Genomic DNA, 26,278 nt, shown 5'->3' on the forward strand with positions numbered 1-26,278 from the left:
CATGTCATTCGCAAACATTGATATCGGCACCCTTCGCGGCATAGGTACGGCACTGGTAATGCTGTCCTTTGTCTGCGTGACGCTCTGGGCATACAGCAGCAAGCGTCGCGCCACGTTCAGCGAGGCGGCACACCTGCCTTTTGCCGATGAACCCACGTCCGCTGCATCGAGGAGCAACACCCCATGAGTACCTTCTGGAGCTGGTATGTAACCCTGCTGACCGTTGGCACCCTGCTCGCCCTGTTCTGGCTGATTTTCGCGACCCGCAAGAGCGAGACGCACAAGAACGAGACCGAGCAGACCATGGGTCACTCCTTCGATGGCATCGAGGAATATGACAACCCGCTACCCAAGTGGTGGTTCATGCTGTTCATTGGCACGCTGATTTTCGCCGTGGGCTACCTGGTGCTCTACCCCGGCCTGGGCAACTGGAAAGGCGTGCTGCCAGGCTACGCAGATGGCTGGACCCAGGTTGCCCAGTGGCAGCGCGAAGTGGATCAGGCCGACGAGCTATACGGGCCGATCTTCGCCAAATATGCCGCCATGCCCCTGGAAGAAGTGGCTAAAGATCAGCAGGCACTGAAAATGGGCGGCCGCATGTTCGCCACCTACTGCTCGGTTTGCCATGGCTCCGACGCCAAGGGCTCGGCGGGCTTCCCCAACCTGGCCGACAAGCATTGGCGCTGGGGTGGCGAGCCTGCCGCGATCAAGACCAGCATCCTCAATGGCCGCATGGGCATGATGCCCGCGTGGGGCCAGGTGATCGGCGAGGACGGCGTGCAACAGGTGGCGGCTTACGTGCGCCATGACCTGGCCGGCCTGCCACTGCCTGCCGACAAGTCCTTCGACCTGCAGCAGGGTGCGCAGATATACGCCGGCAATTGCCAAGCCTGTCACGGTGCAGAAGGCAAAGGCATGGCCATGCTCGGCGCGCCCGACCTGACCAAGTCCGCTGGCTGGATCTATGGCAGCAGCCTGGTGCAACTGCAGCAGACCATCCGCCACGGCCGCAACGGCCAGATGCCAGCCCAGGAGCAGTACCTGGGTAACGACAAGGTGCACCTGCTGGCTGCCTATGTGCTGAGCCTGAGTCAGGCGCAACAGCGAGCCGAGTAAGTTCCCTCCTGCAAAATTGGCGACAGAAAACTGTCGCCAACTCCTCCCCGACTCCACATTCTGTCAGCCCGCAGCAGGTGCGACGCAACGTCGCATCGACCAGCTGCGGCTTGGTCATTTCTTGATTTGAGTTAAGCTTGCCAGCAGTCGCCAGCCGCCATAACTCGGGGCAAGGCCATCTTCGCCCGGCTTTTTTGTTGTCGACAAGACACTGCAGAGCCCCCGCGAAACCCTTGCCAAAAGCCCTTGAAGGCACGACCCAGTGGGTCTACGGCGTTGCATTGGCTACCTGCCTTCTCCATACTTGCCGCCGATTTTTACCCCCTATAAAAATCCATTAACCGTGGAACCCAGCATGAGCACAGCAATCAGTCAGACTGCTTATAATTACAAGGTGGTTCGCCAATTCGCCGTGATGACGGTGATTTGGGGAGTCATTGGCATGCTTCTAGGTGTGTTCATCGCCGCACAACTCGTGTGGCCGGAACTCAACCTGGGATTGGAATGGACGAGCTTCGGCCGTCTGCGTCCGCTGCACACCAACGCGGTGATCTTCGCCTTCGGCGGATGTGCGCTGATGGCCACGTCCTTCTATGTGGTGCAACGCACCAGCCAGGCCCGCCTGATCTCCGACGGACTAGCCGCTTTCGTTTTCTGGGGCTGGCAGGCAGTGATCGTGCTGGCAGTCATCACCCTGCCAATGGGTTACACCGGTAGCAAGGAATACGCCGAACTGGAATGGCCGATCGATGTACTGATCACCATTGTCTGGGTCGCTTATGCGGTGGTGTTCTTCGGCACCGTGGTCAAGCGCAAGACCAAGCACATCTATGTAGGCAACTGGTTCTACGGTGCCTTCATCCTGGTCACCGCGATGCTGCACATCGTCAACAGCGCCGCCATGCCGGTGAGCCTGTTCAAGTCGTACTCGATGTACTCCGGCGCGACCGACGCGATGATCCAGTGGTGGTACGGCCACAATGCCGTGGGCTTCTTCCTGACTACCGGCTTCCTGGGGATGATGTACTACTTCGTACCCAAGCAGGCCGAGCGCCCGATCTACTCCTATCGCCTGTCCATCGTGCATTTCTGGGCACTGATTACCCTGTATATCTGGGCTGGCCCGCACCACCTGCACTACACCGCGCTGCCGGACTGGGCGCAATCGCTGGGCATGGCGATGTCGCTGATTCTGCTGGCGCCGAGCTGGGGCGGCATGATCAACGGCATGATGAGCCTGTCGGGCGCCTGGCATAAGCTGCGCACCGACCCGATCCTGCGCTTTCTGGTGGTCTCGCTGGCGTTCTACGGCATGTCGACCTTCGAAGGCCCGATGATGGCGATCAAGACGGTCAACGCCCTGTCGCACTACACCGACTGGACCATCGGCCACGTACACGCCGGCGCCCTCGGCTGGGTAGCCATGATCTCCATCGGTGCGCTGTATCACATGATCCCCAAGGTCTACGGCCGCGAGCAGATGCACAGCATCGCGCTGATCAACCTGCACTTCTGGCTGGCCACTATCGGCACCGTGCTCTACATCGCCTCGATGTGGGTCAACGGCATCACCCAGGGCCTGATGTGGCGCGCAGTCAACCAGGACGGCACCCTCACCTACTCCTTCGTCGAAGCGCTGGAAGCCAGCCATCCTGGTTTCGTGGTGCGCATGGTCGGCGGCATGTTCTTCGTCACCGGCATGCTGCTGATGGCTTACAACACCTACCGCACCGTGCGAGCCGCCAAGCCGGTTGAATACGAAGCGGCCGCGCAGTTCACCGCTGGGAGCGCCCACTGATGAAACACGAAATCATCGAGAAGAATATCGGCTTGATGGCGCTGCTGATGGTACTCGCCGTCAGCATCGGCGGCCTGACCCAGATCGTCCCGCTGTTTTTCCAGGACGTCACCAATGAGCCGGTGGAAGGTCTCAAGCCCTACACCGCGCTACAACTGGAAGGCCGCGACGTGTATATCGCCAATGGCTGCGTCGGCTGCCACTCGCAGATGATCCGTCCGTTCCGCGCCGAAACCGAGCGCTACGGCCACTACTCGGTCGCCGGCGAAAGCGTCTATGACCACCCGTTCCTCTGGGGCTCCAAGCGCACCGGCCCGGACCTGGCCCGGGTCGGCGGCCGCTACTCGGACGAGTGGCAGCGCGCGCACCTGTACAACCCGCGCAACGTGGTGCCCGAGTCAAAAATGCCGGCCTACCCCTGGCTGGTCGAGAACAAACTCGACGGCAAGGACACCGCGAAGAAGCTTGAAGTCATGCGCGGTTTCGGCATCCCCTACACCGATGAAGACATCGCCGGGGCCAAGGACGCAGTGAAGGGCAAGACCGAAATGGACGCACTGGTCGCGTACCTGCAGGTTCTCGGCACCTCAATCAAGAACAAACGGTAACGCGCAATGGACATCGGGACTATTCGCGGCATAGGCACGGCAGTGGTGTTCATCGCCTTTATCAGCGTTGTGCTCTGGGCCTATAGCAGCAAGCGTAAATCGAACTTCGACGAAGCAGCCAATCTGCCCTTCGCTGACGACCCCAAATCCAGTGAGCGTGACGAGAAATCTTCCAGGAGCAATAACCAATGACCACGTTCTGGAGTTGGTACGTAACAATCCTCTCCCTAGGCACCATCTTCGCGCTGACCTGGCTGATCTTTGGCACTCGCAAGGGCCAGCGCCAGGAAGCTACCGAAGAGACTGTCGGGCACAGCTTCGATGGCATCGAGGAATACGACAATCCACTGCCCAAGTGGTGGTTCATGCTGTTCCTCGCCACCATCATCTTCGCCTTGGGTTACCTTGTGCTCTATCCGGGCCTGGGCAACTGGAAAGGCCTGCTGCCAGGCTACGAGTACCTCGATAACGAAGCCAAGACGCCGTTCGCCACCGACATTCAAATCAGTGACGGCGTGCGAAATGCAGGCTGGACCGGCGTGCATCAGTGGGAAAAGGAAATGGCCAGGGCTGACGCTCAATACGGGCCGCTTTTCGCCAAGTATGCAGCCATGCCAATCGAACAGGTCGCACAGGACGAGCAAGCACTTAAGATGGGTGGCCGCCTGTTCGCGTCCAACTGCTCGGTATGCCATGGCTCCGACGCCAAAGGTGCCTACGGCTTTCCAAACCTGACCGACAACGACTGGCTGTACGGTGGCGATGCTGCAACCATCAAGACCACCATCATGGGCGGTCGCCAGGGCATGATGCCTGCGCAACTGGCCGCACTTGGCGAAGAAGGCATCCGCAATGTCGCCGGTTACGTGCGCAGCCTGTCGGGCCTGAAAAACCCGGAAGGTATCCAGGTAGACGTTGCCGCAGGTCAAAACATCTTCGCCGCCAATTGTGCAGTCTGTCATGGTGCTGACGCCAAGGGGCAACAGGCCATGGGCGCGCCGAACCTGACCGACCGGACCTGGCTCTATGGCTCCAGCTTCGCTCAGGTTCAGCAGACCCTGCGCTATGGTCGCAACGGCAAGATGCCTGCCCAGGAAGACTTCCTCGGCAATGACAAGGTGCACTTGCTGGCGGCGTATGTGTACAGCCTGTCGCAACAACCCGAGGAGAAGTAATTCTCCCCCTGAGTTGAGCGCGACCTCCGGTCGCACCCAACCCGGGCAAGCCAGGCGTACCATAGCGTAATAGCGAGAATGACCTCGGCCGGCATGTATCGGCCGGGGCAGCCAACCAACCGCCGTGGTACACACTGATGAGCACGCAGATTCCCGTTAAAGACGTTACCCCGGCCAAGGTCGATACCGTCGACCTTTACGCCAATCGCGAAAAAATCTACACCCGCTCCTTCACCGGCATCTTCCGCAATCTGCGCATGCTCGGCGGCGCACTGCTGTTCATCCTCTATTTCGGCACTGTCTGGCTCACCTGGAATGGCCGTCAAGCCGTCTGGTGGAACCTGCCAGAGCGCAAATTCCATATCCTCAGCGCCACCTACTGGCCCCAGGATTTCGTCCTGCTGTCGGCCATATTGATCATCGCCGCCTTCGGCCTGTTCTTCATTACCGTCTATGCCGGCCGCGTCTGGTGCGGGTACACCTGCCCGCAAAGCGTATTCACCTGGGTGTTCATGTGGGCGGAAAAGGTCACTGAAGGTGACCGCAACCAACGCATGAAACTCGACAAAGCGCCGATGACTGCGCAGAAATTCCTGCGCAAACTGGCCAAGCATGGCATCTGGGCCGGTGTATCGCTGATCACGGCGATCACCTTCGTCGGCTATTTCACGCCAATCCGCGAACTGATTCCCGCACTTTTCACCCTCGAGGCCGGCGGCTGGGCACTGTTCTGGGTCGGTTTCCTCACCGTGGCGACCTACGGCAACGCCGGCTATCTGCGTGAGCAGGTGTGCATCTATATGTGCCCCTATGCACGCTTCCAGAGCGTGATGTTCGACCAGGACACCCTGATCGTGTCCTACGACCCACGTCGCGGCGAGCAGCGCGGCCCGCGCAAACGCGACGCCGACTACAAGGCCGAAGGACTGGGCGACTGCATCGACTGCAAGATGTGCGTGCATGTCTGCCCGACTGGCATCGACATCCGCGACGGTCTGCAGATCGAGTGCATTGGCTGTGCAGCCTGCATCGACGCCTGCGACAGCATCATGGACAAGATGAACTACCCGAAAGGGCTGATCAGCTACACCACCGAACACAACCTGTCGGGACAAAAGACCCAGCTGGTCCGCCCGCGCCTGATCGGCTACGCCATCGCCCTGCTGGCGATGATGGCCGTCTTCGCCTGGGCCGTGGCCAGCCGCTCACTGGTCGAACTGGACGTGCTCAAGGATCGCGTGCTCTACCGCGAGAACGAGCAAGGCCGAATCGAGAACGTCTACACCCTGAAGATCATGAACAAGGCCCAGCAACCGGTCACCTACCTGATCGCAGCCGATGGCCTCGACGGCCTGGTCTACGAAGGCAAGCGTGAAATCAAGGCCCTCGCCGGTGAAGTGCTGTCGCTACCGGTCGAACTGTCGATTGACCCGGAAAAACTGCCGTCCAGCACCAATGAAATCATGTTCCACATCCGCTCCGCGGACGATGCGAGCATCAACAACGACGCCGCCAGCCGCTTTATCGGCCCGAGCGTCCGCTGATCAAAAGGCCAAGCATGTCTGACGAAGCACCGATCAAACCCTGGTTCAAGCAGTTCTGGCCCTGGTTCCTCATTGCCCTGCTGGGTTACTCGGTCGTGCAAGGGCTGACCCTGCTGACCATTGCCACGCGCAATCCGCCGGGCTTGATCTCCGATGACTACTACGATGTCGGCAAAGGCATCAACCAGTCGCTGGAGCGCGAATCCCTGGCCTTGCAACTGCAACTGCACGCCACCCTCGACCTCGACGACGAAACCGGCCTTGCCCAATTGCAGTTGCACGGCAATAGCGGCCCGGCACAACTGGTGCTGAATCTGATCTCGCCCACCCAACCGGAGCGCGACCGGCGCATCATTCTGCAGCCACAAGGCCAAGGTCTGTACCGCGGGCAGATGCAGGATGTGGTGCAGGGTCGGCGCTTCGTCGAGCTGATCGGCCAGGAAGGTGGCAAGGACTGGCGCCTGTTCGAGGAAGAAACCCTGGAAAGCGGCAAGACCATCCGCCTCGGGGATGCCCAGTAGTGTGCTGTCGCGACAACAGTGCTGCTGGTGAAACGCCTCGGCGCGCAGACTGCACCCCGCCGCCATCGTTAACAGGCTATATCGCAACGCCAGGTACACGACTCCGCCCCCATGGCTAGCCCGACCCCCTGTTACCACTGTGGCCTGCCGGTCCCTGCCGACAGCCGCTTTCTCGCCCAGGTGCTGGGCGAGACTCGTGCCATGTGTTGCCCGGGCTGTCAGGCGGTGGCCGAGGCCATAGTCGCCGGCGGGCTGGAGCACTACTACAAGCACCGCAGCGAAAGCTCCGCCAACCCGCAAAGCCTGCCGCAGGCCCTGCCCGATGAGCTGGCGCTGTATGACCGCGCCGACGTGCAGCAGCCCTTTGTCGAGCAGCACGGCGAGCTGAGCGAAACCTGCCTGCTGATCGAAGGCATCAGTTGCGCCGCCTGCGGCTGGCTGATCGAGAAACACCTGCGCGATGTACCGGGAATTGCCGAGGCCCACCTCAACCTGTCCAACCACCGCCTGCAGGTGCGCTGGGCCGATAGTCAGCTGCCGCTAAGCCAGCTGCTCAAGGAGCTGCGCAAGATCGGCTATGCCGCACACCCCTGGCAGGCCGATGCCGCCGCCGAGCAGTTGCAACGGGAAAATCGCCGGGCCATGCGCGAACTGGGCGTGGCCGGCATGCTGTGGATGCAGGTGATGATGGCGACCATGGCCACCTGGCCAGAATTCAACATCGACCTCAGCCCCGAGCTGGACATGATCCTGCGCTGGGTCAGCCTGTTCCTCACCACCCCGATCGTCTTCTACTGCTGCGGCCAGTTCTTCCGCGGTGCCCTGCGCGACCTGCGCACCCGCCACCTGACCATGGACGTCTCGGTGTCACTGGCCATCGGCGGCGCCTATGTCGCCGGCATCTGGTCGACCGTCAGCGGCCAGGGCGAGCTGTATTTCGATGCGGTCGGCATGTTCGCCCTGTTCCTGCTCACCGGCCGCTACCTGGAACGCCGCGCCCGCGAGCGCACGGCGGCGGCTACTGCGCAGCTCGTGCAGCTACTGCCAGCCTCCTGCCTGCGCCTGGATGCCGACGGCCAGAGCCAGCGGATCCTGCTCAGCGAACTGCGCACAGGCGAGCAGGTGCTGGTGCCGCCCGGCGCCCTGCTGCCGGCCGATGGCCGCATTCTCAGCGGCCAGTCGAGCGTCGACGAATCGCTGCTGACTGGCGAATACCTGCCGCAAGCACGCGGCGTGGGCGACAGCGTGACCGCCGGCACCCTCAACGTCGAAGGGCCGCTGACGGTCGAAGTGCAGGCGCTTGGCGATGCCACCCGGCTGTCGGCCATCGTCCGTCTGCTTGAACGCGCCCAAAGCGAGAAGCCACGCCTGGCGGAGATCGCCGACCAGGTGGCGCAGTGGTTCCTGCTGATCGTGCTGGTGGTGGCCGCCGTGGTTGGCCTGGCCTGGCTGCAGATCGATTCCTCACGTGCATTCTGGATAGTACTGGCCCTGCTGGTCGCCACCTGCCCCTGCGCCCTCGCCCTGGCCACCCCGACGGCCCTGACCGCCGCCACCGGCAGCCTGCACAAGCTTGGCCTGCTGTTGACCCGCGGCCATGTGCTGGAAGGCCTCAACCAGATCGACACGGTGATCTTCGACAAGACCGGCACCCTGACCGAAGGCCGCCTGACCCTGAACGCCATCCATCCACTCGGCGCGCTGGACAGCGATGCCTGCCTGGCCCTGGCCGCCGCCCTGGAAAACCGCTCGGAACACCCGATCGCGCGCGCCTTTGGCCGCGCCGCCCAAGCCGCCGAACAGGTCGACAGTATTCCCGGGCGGGGATTGCAGGGCCTGGTTGAAGGACGCCAGCTGCGCATTGGTCAGCCCGACTTCGTCAGCCAGTTGAGTGGCCAGGCCGCGCCGGAGATCCCCGGCGAACAGGGCCAGTGGCTGCTGCTCGGCGACAGCCACGGCCCGCTCGCCTGGTTCGTCCTTGATGACCGCCTGCGCGACGACGCCCCCGCCCTCCTCGCCGCCTGCCGCGCGCGCGGCTGGCAGGTACTGCTGCTCTCGGGCGACAACTCGCCGATGGTCGGTGAAGTGGCTCGCCAGCTGGGCATCGAGGACGCCCGCAGCGGCATGACCCCCGACGCCAAACTGGCTGAACTGCACAAATTGCATGAACAGGGTCGCCGGGTCCTGATGCTCGGTGACGGGGTCAACGACGTGCCGGTGCTGGCCGGCGCCGATATCAGCGTGGCCATGGGCAGCGCCACCGACCTGGCGAAAACCAGTGCCGATGCGGTGCTGCTATCCAACCGCCTGAGCAGCCTGGTACAGGCCTTCAGCCTGGCCCGGCGCACCCGCAGGATCATCATCGAGAACCTGGTCTGGGCCAGCCTGTACAATGGCCTGGTACTGCCGTTCGCCGCCATCGGCTGGATCACGCCGATCTGGGCCGCGCTGGGCATGTCGCTCAGCTCGCTGCTGGTGGTAGTGAATGCATTACGCCTGACCCGCAGCCCCAATCCGTAGGTTGCTGCCGAGGAACGAAGCCCATCAAATTCAGCTTGCGGGGCTTTGCGGAACACAGCCCAACCTACCCCGCTTTTTATTGGCCCCGGAGACCCCATGCCTGCGCTCTACATCCTGATCCCGGTTGCCATTGCTCTGGTCGGCTTCGCCATCTGGCTGTTCTTCTGGGCTGTCGACAGCGGCCAGTACGACGACCTCGACGGCCCGGCCCACAGCATTCTGTTCGACGACGACGACCCCATGCACAAGGCCGGCGTCAGCCAGGCGCAAAAGCCCGACGAGCCAACCGACGACCAGGAGCCGCCCCGTGCTTGAACTGGCGCCCCTGCTGTTGTCCGCGCTGATCCTCGGCCTGCTCGGCGGCGGCCATTGCCTGGGCATGTGTGGCGGCCTGATGGGCGCACTGACCCTGGCCATACCGGCTGAACAGCGCGCGCAACGTTTTCAGCTATTGCTGTCCTACAACCTCGGGCGGATTCTCAGCTATGCCACCGCCGGCCTGCTCCTCGGCATGGCCGGCTGGGCCCTGGCCAGCAGCCCGGCGGCCATGTTGTTACGGGTTGTCGCCGCGCTGCTGCTGATCGCCATGGGCCTGTATCTGGCCGGCTGGTGGAGTGGCCTGACCCGCATCGAAGCACTGGGACGCGGCCTGTGGCGCTATATTCAACCACTGACCCGACGCTTCATGCCGGTCACCAGCCTACCTCGCGCCCTGCTCCTCGGCGGCCTATGGGGCTGGCTGCCGTGCGGCCTGGTCTACAGCACCCTGCTCTGGGCGGCGAGCCAGGGTGATGCGTTCGACAGCGCCGCACTGATGCTGGCGTTCGGCATCGGCACCCTGCCGGTGCTGCTGGCCACCGGTATGGCGGCCGAACGCGTGACTGTGTTGCTGCGCAAACAGGGCGTGCGCATGGCCGGTGGCCTACTGGTGATCCTCTTCGGTCTGTGGACCCTGCCCGGTCCGCATCAGCACTGGCTGATGGGGCATTGAGGCTTTGGCAGGTAAGCCAATGGGGTGGCGGGCTCCACCTGGTCCACGCGCGACCCATCCCTGATCCCCGTGGCCTTGCCCTCTCCCCCGAACTCCCGTTGACACAGGTCAAGACGCCCGAAAGCACGCTTGCATAGACTCCCGACCTTGATAGTTGGATCGGGGATTACCCGTATGCTTGACGCCATCCACTGGGATACAAACCTGATCCGTCGCTACGATCAGGCCGGGCCGCGTTACACCTCCTACCCCACCGCCGTGCAGATGAACAGCGGTGTCGGCTCATTCGAACTGCTGCACGCGATGCGCGACAGCCGCAAGGAATTGCGCCCGCTGTCACTTTATGTGCATGTGCCATTCTGCGCACACGTCTGCTACTACTGCGCCTGCAACAAGGTGATCACCAAGGATCGCGGGCGCGCCCAGCCCTATCTGCGTGCGCTGGAACACGAGATGGCCATCATCGGCCACCACCTCGATCGTCGCCAGCGCGTCGAGCAGCTGCACTTTGGCGGTGGCACGCCGACGTTTCTCAGCCATGACGAACTGCGTCACCTGATGAGCCAGCTGCGCCAGCACTTCAACCTGCTGGATGACGACTCCGGCGACTACAGCATCGAGATCGACCCACGCGAAGCCGACTGGTCGACCATGGGCCTGCTCCGCGAACTGGGTTTCAATCGGGTCAGCCTCGGCGTGCAAGACCTCGACCCGGCGGTGCAGCGTGCGATCAATCGCCTGCAAACCCTAGAAGAAACCCGCTCGATCGTCGAAGCCGCCCACACCCTGCAATTCCGCTCGGTCAATATCGACCTGATCTATGGCCTGCCCAAGCAGACCCCGCAAGGCTTCGCCCTGACCCTGGACGAAATCATCGCCCTGCAGCCCGACCGACTGTCACTCTTCAACTACGCACACTTGCCCGAACGGTTCATGCCGCAGCGACGCATCGACAGCAGCGACCTGCCCAGCCCAGCAGACAAACTGGCGATACTGCAGGGCAGCATCGCCCAGCTCAGCGCTGCGGGTTACCGTTATATCGGCATGGATCAATTCGCCCTGGCCGATGACGAACTGGCCAGCGCCCAGGAAGACGGCCGACTGCAGCGCAACTTCCAGGGCTACAGCACCCACGGCCATTGCGACCTGATCGGCCTCGGCGTATCGGCCATCAGCCAGATCGGCGACCTCTACTGCCAGAACGACAGCGAACTGGGCCAGTACCAGCAAACCCTGGCCAGCGGCCAACTGGCCACCCAGCGTGGGCTGCACTGCAATGCCGATGACCGCGTCCGGCGCGCGGTGATTCAGCAGCTGACTTGCCATTACTGCCTGAACTTTGCCGAGATCGAGCAGGCCCACGGCATCCAGTTCCGCGCGTACTTTGCCGAAATCTGGCCACAACTGGAGCAAATGGCCCGGGATGACTTGATCGACCTCAGCGCCGCAGGCATCGAGGTGCGCCCAGCCGGTCGCCTACTGGCGCGCTCCCTGTGCATGCTGTTCGATCACTACCTCAATCTGGACAATCACCAGCGCTTATCGCGGGTGATCTAGCGGTATATGGATCGCGTTTTATCGGTGAACGCAGACGAGCGGTCATTTTCCGGCACTGTAAAGCTGTATTCCGCTAACCAATTAAGACTTTCCTCGACTGGCTGAGGCCGCCCCCCTGCTGTAACCTTACGAGCATTGCGTGTTTTACCTAGGAATCGACGCCGATGTCCGGAAGCATCAAGCTGCATACCCCACATCAAGCTCATTGCAAGGATTGCAGCCTGGCAACCTTGTGCCTACCGCTTTCACTTAATCTGGAAGACATGAACTCGCTGGACGAAATCGTCAAGCGTGGTCGCCCGCTGAAGAAAGGCGAGTTCCTGTTTCGCCAAAGCGATGTCTTCGATTCGGTGTTCGCCGTGCGTTCCGGCGCCCTGAAGACCTTCAGCCTGAGCGACAGTGGCGAAGAACAGATCACCGGTTTCCACCTGCCCAGCGAACTGGTCGGCCTGTCCGGCATGGACACCGAGACCTACCCGGTATCCGCGCAAGCACTGGAGACCACCTCGGTCTGTGAAATCCCCTTTGAAAGGCTCGATGAGCTGTCGATTCTGCTGCCACAACTGCGGCGCCAGCTGATGCGGGTGATGAGCCGGGAAATCCGCGACGACCAGCAGATGATGCTGCTGCTGTCGAAGAAAACCGCCGACGAACGTATCGCCACCTTTCTGGTCAACCTGTCTGCCCGTTTTCGCGCCAGGGGCTTTTCGCCCAACCAGTTTCGCCTGGCCATGTCGCGCAACGAAATTGGTAACTATTTAGGCCTTGCGGTGGAAACCGTCTCCCGGGTATTTACCCGCTTCCAGCAAAACCAGTTGCTCGAAGCCGAAGGCAAATCGGTGCATATTCTCGACCCCATCGAGCTGTGCGCCCTGGCCGGTGGCAACCTCGACGGCTGACCGAAGCATGAGCGTCGGTTGCCACCCGCTGGTGACTTGCCTTCACTTCAGGCAGAGACAGGAGCCTCACCATGATTTTCGACGAATTCAGTATCAAAACCTTGATCCGCCCGGTCGCCGACTTTCCCGAGCCCGGGGTGACTTTTCGTGACATCACCCCGCTGCTGCAATCGCCACGCGCCCTGCGCATGGTCGCCGACAGCTTTATCCAGCGCTACGTCGAAGCCGAGTTCAGCCATATCGGCGCCCTCGACGCCCGTGGCTTCCTGATTGGCTCGATCATGGCCTATGAACTGAACAAGCCGCTGATCCTGTTTCGCAAGCAGGGCAAACTGCCAGGCGAAGTGCTGCGCGCGAGCTACCAGAGCGAATACGGCGAGGCCTTTCTCGAAGTGCACGCCGACAGCCTCTGCGAAGGTGACCAAATACTCATGTTCGACGACCTGATCGCCACCGGCGGCACCCTGCTGGCGGCCGCGCAACTGGTACGGCGCATGGGCGCAAGCATTTATGAAGCCGCCGCGATCATCGACCTGCCTGAACTGGGCGGCTCGGAAAAACTGCAAGACATTGGCATTCCAACCTTTACCCTCACTGCCTTCGCCCTCGACGACCGCTAATCATGCCCGAAAATACCCTGACCCCGAGCTACGTCACTTGGCGCGAGCGCCTGGCCGAACTGATGGAAAGCCCAGGCATCACCCGCCTGGTGACCACCCTGATCATCCTCAATGCGGCAATTCTCGGCATGGAAACCTCGCCAAGCCTGATGGCCGACTGGGGCAGCCTGCTGCAGGCACTGGACAAGCTGATACTCGGTATATTCATCCTCGAACTGGCAATGCGCTTCATTGCCCGCGGCGCCGGCCTGCTGCGCGACCCCTGGGCGGTATTCGATTGCCTGGTGGTGGGCATCGCCCTGGTGCCAGCCAGCGGCCCATTCGCCGTGCTGCGCGCACTGAGGGTTTTGCGAGTGTTGCGGCTGATTTCGATCAACCCGAATATGCGCCGGGTGGTGCAGGCTCTGCTGTCTTCGCTGCCGGGCATGGGCAGCATCGCCATGCTCCTCGGCCTGGTGTTCTACGTGGCGGCGGTAATGGCTACCCAACTGTTTGGCGAGGCTTTTCCGCAATGGTTCGGCAGCCTCGGTGCCAGCCTCTATACCCTGTTCCAGGTGATGACCCTGGAAAGCTGGTCGATGGGTATCGTACGCCCGGTGATGGAGCAGTTCCCGCTGGCCTGGATGTACTTCCTGCCCTTCATCCTGATCGCCACCTTCATGATGCTCAACCTGTTCATCGCGGTAGTGGTCAATGCCATGCAAGCCACCCACGATCAGGAAGCCCTCCAGGCGCCGCCCTCGAAAACCGAACAATTGCTGCTCGATGAACTGAAAGCCCTGCGCGCAGACATCGCCGAACTGCGCGCACTCCGCCCCTGACTCAACGCCCCCGCGACTAGTGGGTGATGGAGCAGCTACCGTCTTGCCGGCTGAGAGGCAAGACGGTACCTACGAAGCGGCTGCCTCTACCAGCTCGGGCTTACTCGAAAAACGCCTCGAAGAAACGATCCAGCTCACCCTCGTACTGATCCAGCGAATACAGGGTGTCGGCCGCCAGCAGGTCGAGCAGGATCATGCCATTGGGCCCCGAATCTTCGCCGGCCGCGGCGCGTAATCGCGCCGTCATACCCAGATTGACCATGCGCAAGTTGCGATACACCTCACGCAAGTCGGTCAGCGACCAGTCCGCACTCATGCCTCGCTGCTGGCGCAGGTATTGCCCAAGCAAATAGGTGCCGAACACCCGGTACAGGGTTTCGTCGGTACCGCTGAACGGCAGATGGAACCAGGCCATGGCTTTGAGTTGTCGCGTGTGCGGACAGCCCGAGGCGGCGCCAAGCACACCAAGCAGCGAACCGAAAGCACGCTGCAACGAGGTTCGCTGACGGATATCCCGGCCGCGCCACAGCACACGCACAGCCACCTCCTCATAGGATGGCATTTGCGCCAGCACCTCGACAGGCTTGACCAATGCTACGGCGAAGGGACAGTAGGGCGTGTCTGCATCACGCAGCGGGCAATGTCCGCATTGCTGGAATTCAAGGCGTGCCCAGTCTGGAGGATCAGCGTCTGGCGCGCCGGAGGGCGCCGCCAAATCAACCTTGTGCTGCCAACTGTGGCCGTCGGCAAACTCGAAGTGATAGTGGATGACCGAATCATCCGTTGCTGGCTGCACCATGGGCTAACCTGAGTGGCAGGGTGATTGAAATAAGTGTGGCAGCGAACGGCCAGCGCCGCCATAATTTCGACGTCAAAATAAAGTCTATAGGCCGGATTACCAAGCGCAACCCAGGCAAAAAAATAACTTACGGCCTGATCGCCAAGCGGAGTTCGCCATGGATAGCAGACAACGTGAATTGGCTTCCGCTCTTGTTGAGCGAATCGAAATCGGCGTCATCATCCTCGATGCCGAGCTGCGTATTCAGCACTGGAACAGCTTCGTTAGCCAGTGTAGCGGTAAGGCACTTGAGCGGTCGCGAAAACAGCCGCTAACCCTGATCTTTCCGGAAGCCGACACCCCCTGCCTGAGCAAGATGCTGGTCTCGGCCCGCGATCATGGCGAGCACGTCTACACCGAGTGGCACGCCCCCCCCTACCTGATTCATCTGCCATTCGACATGTCCGGGGAACCGGCCCCGTTGACGCCACAAACTACCCTGCTGTTTCCATTCAAGCGCAGCGATGATCAGCCGCTACTCGGCTTGCTGCTGTACGACAGCAGCGCACTCGCCCGCGACAACAAGCAGCTGGATGCCGCCCTGCATACCTTGAGCAACAAGCAAGTCGAGCAGGAATTGCTGATCACCAAACTGGGGCAAGCCAATGCCCAGCTCATGCAATCGGAAAAACTCGCCGCCATCGGCCAGCTCGCTGCGGGCGTGGCGCACGAGATCAACAACCCGATCGGTTATGTATTCTCCAATCTGCAGACCCTCGCCGGTTACGTCCATGACCTGCTGCGCATCATCGATGCGGTGGATGGCGCGGTCAGTCTGGAGGAGTTGCGCCAGCTCAAGCGCAGCTTGGAATATGACTATATCCGCAGCGATGTCGAGGCGCTGATCGGCGAATCCGAGGATGGTATCGAGCGGGTCAAGAAGATCATTACCGCGCTCAAGGATTTTTCCCACTTCGAGGAGGATGAATTCCGCTTCGCCGACCTGCATCGCGGCCTCGACACCACCCTCAACGTGGTCAACAACGAGCTCAAGTACAAGGCCGAAGTGGTCAAGGATTACGGCCAGCTGCCTGCGGTGGAATGCATGCCCTCGCAAATCAACCAGGTCATGATGAACCTGCTGGTCAACGCCGCCCACGCCATCGAGCAGTTCGGCCGCATTACCCTGCGCAGCGGGCACGAAGGCGATTGGGTCTGGCTGGAAGTGGAGGATTCCGGCCAAGGCATTGCGCCGCACCTGCTCAACCGTATCTACGAACCCTTCTTCACCACCAAACCGGTAGGCAAAGGCACCGGCCTGGGCTTGTCGCTGTCTTATAACATCGTGAACAAGCACAATGGCCGCATAGAGGTCTTCAGCACGCCTGGCCAGGGCACGCGCTTCCGAGTCTGGTTACCGGCCCGGCAGCCAGCACAGCCACAGGTCACGGAGGACGCTGTACACCATGAATGAACCGAACAGTATCGCCAACGTCCTTCTGGTCGACGACGAAGAGAACATTCTCAGCAGCCTGCGCCGAGTGCTCAGGGGCGAAGCCTACAACGTGCAGATCGCCAACGGCGGCGAGCAGGCGCTGCAAATACTGCGCAGCCAACCAATCGACCTGGTTATTTCAGACGCCCGCATGCCGGGCATGGATGGCGCGGCCCTGCTGGCCGAAGTGCAGAAGCACTGGCCCTCGAGCATACGCATCCTGCTCACCGGCTATGCCGACATCAGCACCACCATCCGCGCCATCAATCAAGGGCAGATCTACCGCTACATCAGCAAGCCCTGGGACGACGACGAACTGCGCCTGACCATTCGCCAGGCCCTGGCCTACCAGCACTCGGAGCGCGAGCGTGAGCGCCTGGAAGCGCTGAGCCTGGAACAGAACCAGCGCCTGCAGGAACTCAACGAAACCCTGGAACAGCGGGTCATGGCGCGCACCGCCGAGCTGGAGCAGACCGCAGACATGCTCGACCTGGCATACGAGGAGCTCAAGCGCAGCTATGTCACGGCAACCGAGGTGTTCTCCAGCCTGGTCAACCAGCGCATCCCCAAGGACAAGCAGACCAATACTCAAATCATTGCCCTGGTTCGCGCCTACGCCGAATTGCACGGCCTCGACGCAGCCCCCAGTAACGACCTGACCATGGCCGCCGCGCTCTACAACATCGGCAAGCTGACCTGGGACGATCAACTGCTCAGCCGCCCTGCCGACCTGCTCTACAAGCAGGAGCGCGACCGCTACCGACAATACCCGGTTCAGGGTGAGAACCTGCTGATGACCCTGGAACCGCTGCAGGATGCGGCCCGCCTGATCCGTCATCACCAGGAGCGCTGGGACGGCAGCGGCTTCCCCGACCACCTCAAGGGCGAAGCCACGCCCTTTGGCTCACGCCTGCTGAAACTGGCCGTGGATTTCATCGAATTGCAGCGCGGTAGCATTCTCGAGCGCCGATTGAGCCGCGATGAAGCCCTGCTGCTGATCAATAAATACAGCGGACGCCTCTACGATCCGCAGTTGTGCGAGCAATTCATCAGCCTCTGCACCGAACTGGCACCGGACATCACCCTCGCTGACCCGAGCATTCTCGCCCTGGATACCCGTCGCCTCGAGCCTGGCATGGTGCTGGCGCGCAACCTGCACGCCGACAATGGCATGCTGTTGCTCAATGAGGGCAAACCGCTGACCACGCTTTTGATCGACAAGCTGCTCGCCTTCGAGGCCAGTGAAAGTGGCCACTACACTCTGTTTGTCCGCACCGCCGAGGATGCCACGCTCGCCACGGAGAAGACGCCATGATCAAGATTCAACTGCTGGATGACGAACCGCAGATTCTCAAGGCACTGCAGCGGGTGCTGCGCCCTCACGACTGGGAAGTGCATGCCTTCAGCGACGTACAGGAGGCCCTGGATGCGCTGACCGAGCATGAATACGCGGTGATCGTCTCCGACTTCAAGATGCCGCACCTGGACGGCGTCACCTATTTGCAATTTGCCAAGCAGCGTCAGCCCAATGCCATGCGCATATTGCTGACCGGCCATTGCGACCGCAATTTGATGATGCAGGCGATCAACCAGGCTGAGGTCTACCGCTTCATCTCCAAGCCCTGGGAAGACTTCGAGATCGAAGTCGCTTTGCGCGGCGCCATCGATCTGTTTCTCCTGCGCGATGAAAACCAGCGCTTGCTGATGCAGGTGCGCCAGCAGCAAAGCGCCATTGATCGCCAGCAACAGGAATTGCTGCGCCTGGAAGTCGAACATCCAGGCCTTACCCGAGTACGCCGCGACAGCGATGGTTCCGTGCTGATCGACGAGCTGGACGACGCACAAGCCAACTGATGATCATCCGCGCTACCCAGCGCAGATCGATAAGGACGCGAGGATGGACATCAAGACCCGCCATCTGATCTACCAGGCCTATCTGCATATTCTGGCCTTCTGCATTCTGGCCCTCAGCGGCATCAGCCTGCTGGATTACCTGTTCTGGTGGCAGCCCAATACGGCCCAGATTGTGCTCCTGCCGGACAGCGCCCTGGCCGGGCTGTTGCTCGGGTTTGGACTCCTGGGCTGCATCCAGCAGAAGCCTCGACTGGCCAAATTGACCCTCAGCCTGCTGCTTGGGATGGCGCTCTACAGTCTGGCGCACAACCTGCTAAGCGGCAGCTCGGAGCAAGGCCAATCGCTGATCAGCGCTTATCAGCGCATGCGCAGCCCTCTGGCCCTGCTATTCAGCGTGCTCGCCATTGGCCTGCTGAGCAGCCAGTTGGGCAGCAAAAGCAAGCGCCTGAGCTGTATGGTCGGATGCGTAGCACTCGCGTTGGCGCTGGCCGGCCTGTCGCTGCTGTCATCCTGGCTGCCGGAGTTCGATGCCTGGCGCCTGGGTTTCAACACCAGCATCAGCCGCCCGGCCAATCTGTTCGCCTTGTCCACCAGCCTTGCGCTGCTTTTCCTCACTCGACTGCCTGCTGAGCGCAACCACTTGCTCCTGCGCAGCACCATCCTGATCGGCGCCCTCGGCACCCTCATCACCTGCAGCGTCTGGTATCTGCTCAGTGTGCAGAACATCGAATCGAACAGCCGACAAAGCGAACTGCGGCTGGTCAACCAACAGAACGCGATCACCAACACCCTGGTTACTCGTCTCTCGCTGATCCAGCGCACAGCGGAACATTGGACAGTCAACGAGAATCTGCCCACTCACGCCCAATGGCAACAAGAGAGCCGCAACACTCTGCGCGATTTTGCCGATATCGGGGTGATTGCCCTGTTCGATGAGCACCTGCGCCCCCAACGGCTGCTTGGCCGCAGCCTTGCAGATACCGAACGGCTGACCACCCTGCTCAGCCAAGCCAACCCGCGCGCCTGGCTAGAGCACCTGCCCCAGGACGGCAAGCCACACATGAGCGAGGCATATGACCTCGCCACCCAACCGCAGGGACTGATAGCAATCCACCTGACCTTGCCGAACAAGCCTGCCTGGACGCTGGTAGCCGGCCTGGACCTCACCCGCACCCTGCAGGACGGCCTGGGCAGGGAGCCGAATGACAACGGCATACAGGTCTATCAAGGCGAGCATTTGCTGTTCGACAACACCGGCTCCCCGCCCAGCGAGACCGGGGCCAGCAAGATGCTCGGGCCGACCGCCAACAACTGGCAGCTGGTCAGCTACCAAGACGCCAGTACGACCAGCCGGACCACCGACCACTTGCCCGGGATCGTGGTGCTGTTCGGCCTGGCCTTCAGCCTCGTCATCATGGTCAGTCAACGCCTGGCCCTTCTGGCCATCGAGCACTCGAAGCACCTGCAGCAGAGTAACCGGGTGCTTGAGCAGAGCCTGCGCCGCCAGGCCGAACTGCAGGCACTCAATCAACGGATCATGGACTACTCCATGGACGTGCTCTGCTCGATCGATGCCCAAGGCTGCTTCACCCAACTCAGCCCGTCCGCCAGTAAGGTGCTCGGCTACTCGCCAGAAGAGTTGATCGGGCGCCCCTACTTGCAATTCATCGCGCCCGAAGACCGCGAACGTACTCAGGCCACGGTCGACGCCATCATGGCGGGCGAATCCCATCACGGCTTTCGCAACAGCTCTCGCCGCAAGGATGGCAGCATTGTCCACCTGCTCTGGTCCGCCGGCTGGTCGGAGAACGACCGCACCCTGTTTGCCGTGGCCCACGACGTCACCCGTCTGGTGTACAACGAAGCCTACGCCGAGGATCAGCGCGACATTCTCAGCATGATCTCCACCGACCAAGCGCTGCCGGAGATTCTCAAAACCATCTGCCTGCTGGCCCAATCGCAGGCCCCTGAGACATTGTGCTCGGTGTTACTGGTCGATAAGGAGCAGAAACACCTGATTCATGGTGCTACGCCGAGCCTGCCAGACCGTTTCAACCAGGCAATGCATGGCATCGCCATCGGCCCCAGTGTCGGCTCTTGCGGCACCGCCGTGTATCGCCGCCAAGTGGTCATCGTCGAAGACATCGACAGCGACCCGCTGTGGCATGAGTTTCGTGACATTGCCTTGGAGCATGACCTGCGTGCCTGCTGGTCGATCCCGCTGATCTCCCACCACGGCGATGTACTCGGCACCTTCGCCATCTACAGCCACCAACCCGGCAGCCCAAACGACAACCATCTGCAACTGATGGCCACCGTTGGCCAGCTGGCCGCCATCGCCATCGAACGCCAGCACGACCGCCTGCGCCTGCAGGCAAGCGAACAGCGCTACCGCTCACTGTTCACCTTCAACCCCAACCCGGTGTTCTCGTTCGACCTGAAGGGCAATTTCGAAAGCATGAACCAGGCGGGCTGCCAGCTATCGGGCTACAGCGAAGCGCAACTGCTCGGACAACACATGTCGATGCTGGTACACCACGAAGACCTGGCACTGGTCCAGGACTACATCGACTCTGCCAGCAGCGGAGGCACCCAAAGTTACGAAGTCCGCTGCCGCAACAGTGATGGGCAACTAGTGGAAGTGGACATCACCAACCTGCCGATCATCATCGACGAGCAGATCGTCGGAGTGTTCGGCATCGCCAAGGACATCGGCGAACGTAACCGCATGACCCGCGCCCTGCGCGAAGCGTTGCAGCACTCCGAACACCAGGCCGAACTGCTGCGCGGCCTGAGTGAAACCGCCGTCAACATCAACAGCATCATGGGCACCCAATCGCTGTTGGACTACATGAGCGAACGCCTGCGCTTGCTGCTCGGCGCACATCAGTCGGCCATGAGCCTGAACCGGGGCAACAACTGGACACTGTCGATCAACGCCGTCTCGCTCTCGGAAAAGTACGCGGCCTGGCATGACGCCAGCACCCCGTTCGGTGACAGCGCAATCCGCACCCTGACCGGCGAGACCAATCAGCCGATCCTGCTGAGCCAGGCAGAACTGGAACAGCACCCGTGCTGGCCTGAGCTAAGCAGCGCCGACAAGCACCAACTGCCCATGCGCGGCTTGCTGGCCGTGCCCCTGAGCGACCATAGCGGAACCCATTTCGGCCTGTTGCAGTTATCGGACAAATACGCCGGCGAATTCAACCCGGACGACTTGGCGATTGCCCAGCAGTTTGCTCAGATGGCAGTGGCGGTATTGGAGAATAACCGCCTGATGCAAGCAGTGATCACCGGCGAGCGACGCCTGAAAACCCAGCTGGAGTTCACCTCGGCGATCACCAACAGCATTGCCGAGGGCCTGCTTGCCGTAGATCGCCAGGGCCTGCTGAGCTTCGTCAACCCTACAGCTGCCGAACTGCTCGGCCAACCGGCCCAAACGCTGCTGGGCCAGGCCCTGGCGAGCTTCCTGCCACTGGCACTCAACGACAGCGAACATAACGAACGAACCAGCAGTTACCACGGTGAGATCAGTCTGTCGCTGACAGCGCAGGGCGAGCGTCATATCGCCTACGACAGCGCCCCCCTGCTCGATGACGATGCCCCCCAGGGCTGGGTGGTCGCCTTTCGCGACATCACCGCGCAGAAGGAGGCGGACAAGCAACTGCGCCTGCTCAAGCGCAGCCTGGAAGCCAGCTACAACGGTGCGCTGGTCTGCGATGCGCTGGCCGAAGACCAGCCGATCATCTACGTCAACCCGGCCTTTGAGCGCATCACTGGCTATAGCGCGGCAGAAGTCATCGGTCGAAATTGCCGCTTTCTCCAAGGGTCTGAACACGCTCAAGCGGGCATTACCGAAATTCGCCAGGGCCTGGCGGAAAAGCGCGATACCCACGTGGTCCTGCGCAACTTTCGCAAGGACGGCACGCCATTCTGGAACGACCTGTATATCGCCCCAGTGCCTGATGAAGAGGGAAACATCACCCACTTCATCGGCGTACAGAGCGATATTTCCGAGCAGAAACGCTACGAATCCGAACTGGCCTACAACGCCAGCCATGATGTTCTCACCGGCCTGCCCAACCGTTCGCTGCTGGAGGATCGCCTGAGCCAGGGTTGCCAGATCAGCCGCCGCTACAAGCGCAGCCTGGCGGTGATGTTCATCGACCTGGATGGTTTCAAGCCGATCAACGACAGCATGGGTCACGGTGCCGGCGACCTGATCCTGATCGAAGTGGCGCAACGCATGAACCTGCAGGTACGTCCAGGCGACACCGTGGCGCGTCTTGGTGGCGACGAGTTCATCGTTATCCTGCCGGACCTGGCCCGCGAAGAGGACGTGCTACTGGTAACAGACCGGATCATGGAGAGCATCGCACGGCCCTACACGGTCGGCGGCGTCGATCTGCACATCACCGCAAGCATCGGCATCACGCTCAACGACGGCAGCATCGAGCAGCCCATGCAACTGATCCAGCAGGCCGACCTGGCCATGTACAAAGCCAAGCAGCAAGGCCGCAACAACTATCAATGGTATACCGAGGATCTCAACCAGAAGGTCAGCGAGCGGGTGACCTTGCGCAACCAGATACAGAAAGCCATCGACACCGAAGCCTTCGAACTCTACTACCAGCCGCAGATCGACAGCCGCAGTGGCCGGGTGATTGGTTACGAGGCGCTGTTGCGCTGGCAGCATGCCGAGCAGGGATTCATTTCGCCGGCGCAATTCGTGCCCATAGCCGAGGATACCGGACAGATCATTCCGCTCAGCGAGTGGGTGCTCAAAACCGCCTGCCGCGATGCCCGTTTGCTGCTCGATCAAGGGTTCGATGGTGCGGTGATGGCCGTGAACATTTCCCCCGTGCAGTTCCAACGCGCCAACTTCGTCGAGTTCGTGCGCAGCAGTCTCGCCCAGGCCCAGTTGCCGGCAGAACTGCTAGAGCTGGAAATCACCGAAACCGTGTTGTTGGCTAATGCCGACAGAGCCATCTTCACCCTGCACGCCCTGAGAGACCTAGGCGTACGCATTGCCCTCGATGACTTCGGCACCGGCTTCTCCAGCCTCAACTACCTCAAGCGCCTGCCCATCGGCAAGGTCAAGATCGACCGCTCCTTCATCCAGGACGTGATCAGCGACCGGCATGATGCGGCGATCACCCAAGGCATCATTTCCATGGCCCACCACCTGAAGCTCAAGGTGATCGCCGAAGGCGTGGAAACCGAGGAGCAGGTCGCCTTCCTGAAGAAAAGCCACTGCGATGAATTCCAGGGCTACTACTTCGCCAAACCCATTCCGCTGGCAACGCTGAAACATTATCTTCAGCAGCAGCGCGCCCAGCATCGCCTGCCAGCACCAGGCGGTGTTGCCGAAAACGGCACACAGACCCTGCTACTGCTCGATGACGAAGAGAATATTCTGCGTGCCCTGACCCGGGTACTCAGGCGCGACGGTTATAAAATCCTTACTGCGAGCCGGGCACAAGATGCCTTCGCCCTCCTGGCAAAGCACGAGGTACAAGTCATCATTTCCGACCAGCGCATGCCGGAAATGAACGGCACCGCGTTCTTCAGCCAAGTCAAGGACCTCTATCCAGATACCATCCGCATCGTGCTCTCCGGCTATACCGACCTGACATCGGTGACCGAGGCGATCAACCAGGGCGCCATCTACAAGTTCCTCACCAAACCTTGGGACGACGCGCAATTGCGAGCCACTGTCGCCCAGGCGTTCCAGCACCAGGTACTGGCCCAGCCAAAAGACGACTACTCAGCGCCAGCGCCAGCAGATAATCCATGGCTCCGAATAGACTGACAGTGCGCCAGAATGGCTTCACCGAACCCATGGCTGGCCACGCGGGCCAGCAGGGCTTCCTGCCCTTCGCTAGCGGCAGCCAACCACCATTCGCCAAGAAGATGCGAGCACCCTCGGCGAGGAGCCTGCAAGCAATTCGGGGCAGTCTGCAGGCATAGGGCTTGCCCGGACTTCATCCAGCACGGTGCTGGGCAAGGCGCCAAGCACAGACTCTGGTATACAAATCATCTGCTGCTGAAATCAGATATCCACGCCCGGCGCCCAGGGATTGCTGCCGACGCGGCGATCCTTGTTACTCCGTCGTTCTTCCTGGAAGCGGATATCGGCGCGGCGCTCCTGCGCTTTACGGCGTTCGCCGCCACTGCGCGTATCGATCTGGTACTTTGCTCGACCCTTGCTCACCTCCTCGCCGACTTGCTCAGCAAGGGGTTCGAGCGCCAGGTCTTCAAGGGAAATGTCGGAATTGTCATGACTGACCATTGGCGTACTCCATGTCATCCTGCCTTACTGGCAGTGAACTCACCTGACAGCCTCATGGGTGCAGAGGCTGTGAAAACATCGAATGCTGTCACGATGCCGGCTCAAGGCGTTCTCGGCAAGGCGCAGGACAGTGCGTTTGAAGTCGGCCGCAGGAGGCGAGAGTTTTTTCACCAGCTCCCGGCATCCCCTTGCTGGCCAAATCTGTGAATAGACTAGTACGGCTTGGTCTGGCACGACAGGCATGTCGTCGCCTTGTTCAAGGCTGAAGATGGCCACAAACGGCAGCCATCGGGACGCACCAGATTCCCAGGAAGCAGCAGCATGCCAACATTTGCAGTCAAAACCGCCCATGGCATCCCGCGCACGATCTGGGCGCTGGGATTTGTCAGCCTGTTCATGGATATGTCATCGGAGTTGGTACACAGCCTGCTGCCGCTGTTTCTAGTGGGTACGCTGGGCGCCAGCATGCTTACTGTCGGGCTGATCGAAGGGCTCGCCGAGGCTAGCGCGTTGCTGGTCAAGGTGTTTTCCGGCGCGCTCAGCGACTTCATCGGCCGACGCAAAGGTTTGCTGCTGTTCGGCTACGGCCTTGCCGCGCTGAGCAAACCGTTGTTTCCCTTGGCCGGATCGGCGGAAACGGTTTTCACCGCGCGCTTGCTGGACAGAATCGGCAAGGGCATTCGTGGCGCTCCGCGCGATGCATTGATCGCCGACGTGGCCCCGGCCGCTAGCCGCGGCGCCTGCTTCGGCCTGCGTCAGTCGATGGATACTGCAGGTGCCTTTCTCGGGCCGATCCTGGCGATCCTGCTGATGCTCTGGTTCAGCGGGGACATCACCCTGGTGCTGTGGTTTGCGCCGATCCCCGCACTGCTGGCGGTGGCAGTGCTCTGGACCGGTGTCCGCGAACCGGCACGGCCAGCGCATGCCCTGCCGTTGCACTCGCCTGTGCGACTGAAATCCTTAGCGCTGTTCTCCCAGGGATTCTGGTGGGTGGTCGGCATAGGCGCGGTCTTCACCCTGGCCCGCTTCAGCGAAGCCTTTCTGCTGCTGCGCGCCGCGCAGCTGGGCCTCCCCCTCGCCTGGGTGCCCCTCGTCATGGTGGTGATGGCCGCGTTCTACATGCTCTCGGCCTACCCGGCGGGCCAGTGGTCGGATCGCATCGACCGCAGCACGTTGCTGGGTGCCAGCTTGCTGCTGCTGATCCTCGCCGATCTACTGCTGGCCTACGCTGAATCGGTCATCACAGTTATGTTCGGCGTCGCCCTATGGGGCCTGCATATGGGCTTCAGCCAGGGCATTCTGGCAGCGCTGGTGGCGGATACCACACCAGCCGATCTCAAAGGCAGCGCCTTTGGTCTGTTCAATCTGGTCAGCGGTATCGCCGTACTACTGGCCAGCGCGACGGCCGGCTGGCTGTGGCAGTCCTATGGCGCCGCCGCGACCTTCTATGCCGGCGCCGGCCTGGCTGCCGCCGCTCTGTTCCTGCTCGGGCTCAGACGGATTGGTCAATGAGGATGCAACCCGTCCTGCTCGCCACAGGTCGTTGCCGTGGCCAGTACTGTCAGTCGGAAATCCACGCCAGCCCTGAACAAACCGGGCCAATTCGCGGCCAGACAACCGTCATGCCTTTGCTGTATCGTCGGACGAGTTCATCGGCAGCAGCCTTCCTGATGAGAGGACCACTCTAGC

22 protein-coding genes are annotated in these 26,278 nt (G+C 61.4%); 20 read left to right on the forward strand and 2 right to left on the reverse strand.

Translation table 11 applies throughout. The features are described 5' to 3' along the window. The first annotated feature begins 1 nt into the window (after position 1). From LJY18_RS15595 to LJY18_RS15665, 15 genes are all read left to right on the forward strand, one after another. On the forward strand, positions 2-187 hold the full coding sequence (locus tag LJY18_RS15595; RefSeq protein WP_238042720.1) for a cbb3-type cytochrome oxidase subunit 3: 186 nt from the start codon (positions 2-4) through the stop codon (positions 185-187). Then, on the forward strand, positions 184-1,116 hold the full coding sequence (gene ccoP / locus LJY18_RS15600) for a cytochrome-c oxidase, cbb3-type subunit III (protein ID WP_238042721.1): 933 nt from the start codon (positions 184-186) through the stop codon (positions 1,114-1,116). The genes LJY18_RS15595 and ccoP (LJY18_RS15600) overlap by 4 nt, the downstream gene beginning before the upstream one ends. Positions 1,117-1,471: 355 nt before the next feature. Further along, positions 1,472-2,914, forward strand: a complete 1,443-nt coding sequence (ccoN, locus tag LJY18_RS15605; RefSeq protein WP_238042722.1) for a cytochrome-c oxidase, cbb3-type subunit I — start codon at positions 1,472-1,474, stop codon at positions 2,912-2,914. Then, entirely contained in the window at positions 2,914-3,522 is a 609-nt protein-coding gene (gene ccoO / locus LJY18_RS15610; RefSeq protein WP_238042723.1) for a cytochrome-c oxidase, cbb3-type subunit II, read from the forward strand. Before ccoN ends, ccoO begins: the two co-directional genes overlap by 1 nt. Positions 3,523-3,528: 6 nt before the next feature. Then, the gene (locus LJY18_RS15615) at positions 3,529-3,714 is read left to right on the forward strand and encodes a cbb3-type cytochrome oxidase subunit 3 (RefSeq protein WP_238042724.1); all 186 of its coding nucleotides are present in this window, start codon (positions 3,529-3,531) and stop codon (positions 3,712-3,714) included. Beyond that, positions 3,711-4,697: a cytochrome-c oxidase, cbb3-type subunit III gene (gene ccoP, locus LJY18_RS15620; protein WP_238042725.1), complete on the forward strand. Its 987-nt coding sequence runs from the start codon at positions 3,711-3,713 to the stop codon at positions 4,695-4,697. Before LJY18_RS15615 ends, ccoP (LJY18_RS15620) begins: the two co-directional genes overlap by 4 nt. Before the next feature lie 137 nt (positions 4,698-4,834). Continuing rightward, positions 4,835-6,241, forward strand: a complete 1,407-nt coding sequence (gene ccoG / locus LJY18_RS15625) for a cytochrome c oxidase accessory protein CcoG (RefSeq protein ID WP_238042726.1) — start codon at positions 4,835-4,837, stop codon at positions 6,239-6,241. A gap of 14 nt (positions 6,242-6,255) precedes the next feature. Continuing rightward, complete coding sequence (locus tag LJY18_RS15630) at positions 6,256-6,762, forward strand: FixH family protein (RefSeq protein WP_238042727.1); 507 nt, start codon at positions 6,256-6,258, stop codon at positions 6,760-6,762. A 111-nt stretch (positions 6,763-6,873) separates the two neighbouring features. Then, entirely contained in the window at positions 6,874-9,282 is a 2,409-nt protein-coding gene (locus tag LJY18_RS15635) for a heavy metal translocating P-type ATPase (protein WP_238042728.1), read from the forward strand. 96 nt (positions 9,283-9,378) lie between these two features. Then, the gene (gene ccoS / locus LJY18_RS15640) at positions 9,379-9,597 is read left to right on the forward strand and encodes a cbb3-type cytochrome oxidase assembly protein CcoS (protein ID WP_238042729.1); all 219 of its coding nucleotides are present in this window, start codon (positions 9,379-9,381) and stop codon (positions 9,595-9,597) included. After that, entirely contained in the window at positions 9,590-10,273 is a 684-nt protein-coding gene (locus tag LJY18_RS15645; RefSeq protein ID WP_238042730.1) for a sulfite exporter TauE/SafE family protein, read from the forward strand. The genes ccoS and LJY18_RS15645 overlap by 8 nt, the downstream gene beginning before the upstream one ends. Positions 10,274-10,447: 174 nt before the next feature. Further along, positions 10,448-11,830, forward strand: coding sequence for an oxygen-independent coproporphyrinogen III oxidase (gene hemN / locus LJY18_RS15650; protein ID WP_238042731.1), 1,383 nt, complete (start codon positions 10,448-10,450; stop codon positions 11,828-11,830). Positions 11,831-11,994: 164 nt separating this feature from the next. Continuing rightward, on the forward strand, positions 11,995-12,729 hold the full coding sequence (fnr, locus tag LJY18_RS15655) for a fumarate/nitrate reduction transcriptional regulator Fnr (RefSeq protein ID WP_238042732.1): 735 nt from the start codon (positions 11,995-11,997) through the stop codon (positions 12,727-12,729). A 71-nt stretch (positions 12,730-12,800) separates the two neighbouring features. Beyond that, positions 12,801-13,349, forward strand: coding sequence for an adenine phosphoribosyltransferase (locus tag LJY18_RS15660; RefSeq protein WP_238042733.1), 549 nt, complete (start codon positions 12,801-12,803; stop codon positions 13,347-13,349). Between the two features lie 2 nt (positions 13,350-13,351). Further along, the gene (locus LJY18_RS15665) at positions 13,352-14,170 is read left to right on the forward strand and encodes an ion transporter (protein WP_238042734.1); all 819 of its coding nucleotides are present in this window, start codon (positions 13,352-13,354) and stop codon (positions 14,168-14,170) included. 100 nt (positions 14,171-14,270) lie between these two features. Here LJY18_RS15665 and LJY18_RS15670 read toward each other — a convergent pair whose 3' ends face one another. Beyond that, entirely contained in the window at positions 14,271-14,969 is a 699-nt protein-coding gene (locus tag LJY18_RS15670) for a DUF6901 family protein (protein WP_238042735.1), read from the reverse strand. A 157-nt stretch (positions 14,970-15,126) separates the two neighbouring features. Here LJY18_RS15670 and LJY18_RS15675 point away from each other — a divergent pair, with 157 nt between their 5' ends. From LJY18_RS15675 to LJY18_RS15690, 4 genes are read left to right on the forward strand one after another with little or no spacing between them, the layout of a single operon-like run. Further along, positions 15,127-16,422, forward strand: coding sequence for an ATP-binding protein (locus LJY18_RS15675; protein WP_238042736.1), 1,296 nt, complete (start codon positions 15,127-15,129; stop codon positions 16,420-16,422). Further along, positions 16,415-17,758, forward strand: coding sequence for an HD domain-containing phosphohydrolase (locus LJY18_RS15680; protein WP_238042737.1), 1,344 nt, complete (start codon positions 16,415-16,417; stop codon positions 17,756-17,758). Before LJY18_RS15675 ends, LJY18_RS15680 begins: the two co-directional genes overlap by 8 nt. Beyond that, a complete protein-coding gene (locus LJY18_RS15685) occupies positions 17,755-18,297 on the forward strand; it encodes a response regulator (protein WP_238042738.1) in 543 nt (180 codons plus the stop codon). The genes LJY18_RS15680 and LJY18_RS15685 overlap by 4 nt, the downstream gene beginning before the upstream one ends. 43 nt (positions 18,298-18,340) lie before the next feature. Beyond that, positions 18,341-24,109, forward strand: a complete 5,769-nt coding sequence (locus tag LJY18_RS15690; protein ID WP_238042739.1) for an EAL domain-containing protein — start codon at positions 18,341-18,343, stop codon at positions 24,107-24,109. Positions 24,110-24,349: 240 nt separating this feature from the next. Here the strand turns inward: LJY18_RS15690 and LJY18_RS15695 are convergent, their stop codons facing one another. Further along, positions 24,350-24,589, reverse strand: coding sequence for a hypothetical protein (locus LJY18_RS15695; protein ID WP_238042740.1), 240 nt, complete (start codon positions 24,587-24,589; stop codon positions 24,350-24,352). Between the two features lie 321 nt (positions 24,590-24,910). Here LJY18_RS15695 and LJY18_RS15700 point away from each other — a divergent pair, with 321 nt between their 5' ends. Then, the gene (locus tag LJY18_RS15700; RefSeq protein WP_238042741.1) at positions 24,911-26,101 is read left to right on the forward strand and encodes an MFS transporter; all 1,191 of its coding nucleotides are present in this window, start codon (positions 24,911-24,913) and stop codon (positions 26,099-26,101) included. Positions 26,102-26,278 lie beyond the last annotated feature (177 nt).

This window comes from Pseudomonas sp. MMS21 TM103, assembly GCF_022132145.1.
In the GTDB taxonomy this organism is placed as follows: domain Bacteria; phylum Pseudomonadota; class Gammaproteobacteria; order Pseudomonadales; family Pseudomonadaceae; genus Aquipseudomonas.

Coding starts and splice junctions, on each gene's coding strand:
- LJY18_RS15695 (WP_238042740.1), bottom strand. CDS start 24,589: ATGGTCAGTCATGACAATTCCGACATTTCCCTTGAAGACCTGGCGCTC.
- ccoS (WP_238042729.1), top strand. CDS start 9,379: ATGCCTGCGCTCTACATCCTGATCCCGGTTGCCATTGCTCTGGTCGGC.
- ccoP (WP_238042725.1), top strand. CDS start 3,711: ATGACCACGTTCTGGAGTTGGTACGTAACAATCCTCTCCCTAGGCACC.
- LJY18_RS15680 (WP_238042737.1), top strand. CDS start 16,415: ATGAATGAACCGAACAGTATCGCCAACGTCCTTCTGGTCGACGACGAA.
- LJY18_RS15630 (WP_238042727.1), top strand. CDS start 6,256: ATGTCTGACGAAGCACCGATCAAACCCTGGTTCAAGCAGTTCTGGCCC.
- LJY18_RS15700 (WP_238042741.1), top strand. CDS start 24,911: ATGCCAACATTTGCAGTCAAAACCGCCCATGGCATCCCGCGCACGATC.
- ccoN (WP_238042722.1), top strand. CDS start 1,472: ATGAGCACAGCAATCAGTCAGACTGCTTATAATTACAAGGTGGTTCGC.
- LJY18_RS15690 (WP_238042739.1), top strand. CDS start 18,341: ATGGACATCAAGACCCGCCATCTGATCTACCAGGCCTATCTGCATATT.
- LJY18_RS15675 (WP_238042736.1), top strand. CDS start 15,127: ATGGATAGCAGACAACGTGAATTGGCTTCCGCTCTTGTTGAGCGAATC.
- LJY18_RS15685 (WP_238042738.1), top strand. CDS start 17,755: ATGATCAAGATTCAACTGCTGGATGACGAACCGCAGATTCTCAAGGCA.
- LJY18_RS15660 (WP_238042733.1), top strand. CDS start 12,801: ATGATTTTCGACGAATTCAGTATCAAAACCTTGATCCGCCCGGTCGCC.
- fnr (WP_238042732.1), top strand. CDS start 11,995: ATGTCCGGAAGCATCAAGCTGCATACCCCACATCAAGCTCATTGCAAG.
- LJY18_RS15595 (WP_238042720.1), top strand. CDS start 2: ATGTCATTCGCAAACATTGATATCGGCACCCTTCGCGGCATAGGTACG.
- LJY18_RS15615 (WP_238042724.1), top strand. CDS start 3,529: ATGGACATCGGGACTATTCGCGGCATAGGCACGGCAGTGGTGTTCATC.
- LJY18_RS15670 (WP_238042735.1), bottom strand. CDS start 14,969: ATGGTGCAGCCAGCAACGGATGATTCGGTCATCCACTATCACTTCGAG.
- LJY18_RS15635 (WP_238042728.1), top strand. CDS start 6,874: ATGGCTAGCCCGACCCCCTGTTACCACTGTGGCCTGCCGGTCCCTGCC.
- ccoP (WP_238042721.1), top strand. CDS start 184: ATGAGTACCTTCTGGAGCTGGTATGTAACCCTGCTGACCGTTGGCACC.
- ccoG (WP_238042726.1), top strand. CDS start 4,835: ATGAGCACGCAGATTCCCGTTAAAGACGTTACCCCGGCCAAGGTCGAT.
- hemN (WP_238042731.1), top strand. CDS start 10,448: ATGCTTGACGCCATCCACTGGGATACAAACCTGATCCGTCGCTACGAT.
- ccoO (WP_238042723.1), top strand. CDS start 2,914: ATGAAACACGAAATCATCGAGAAGAATATCGGCTTGATGGCGCTGCTG.
- LJY18_RS15665 (WP_238042734.1), top strand. CDS start 13,352: ATGCCCGAAAATACCCTGACCCCGAGCTACGTCACTTGGCGCGAGCGC.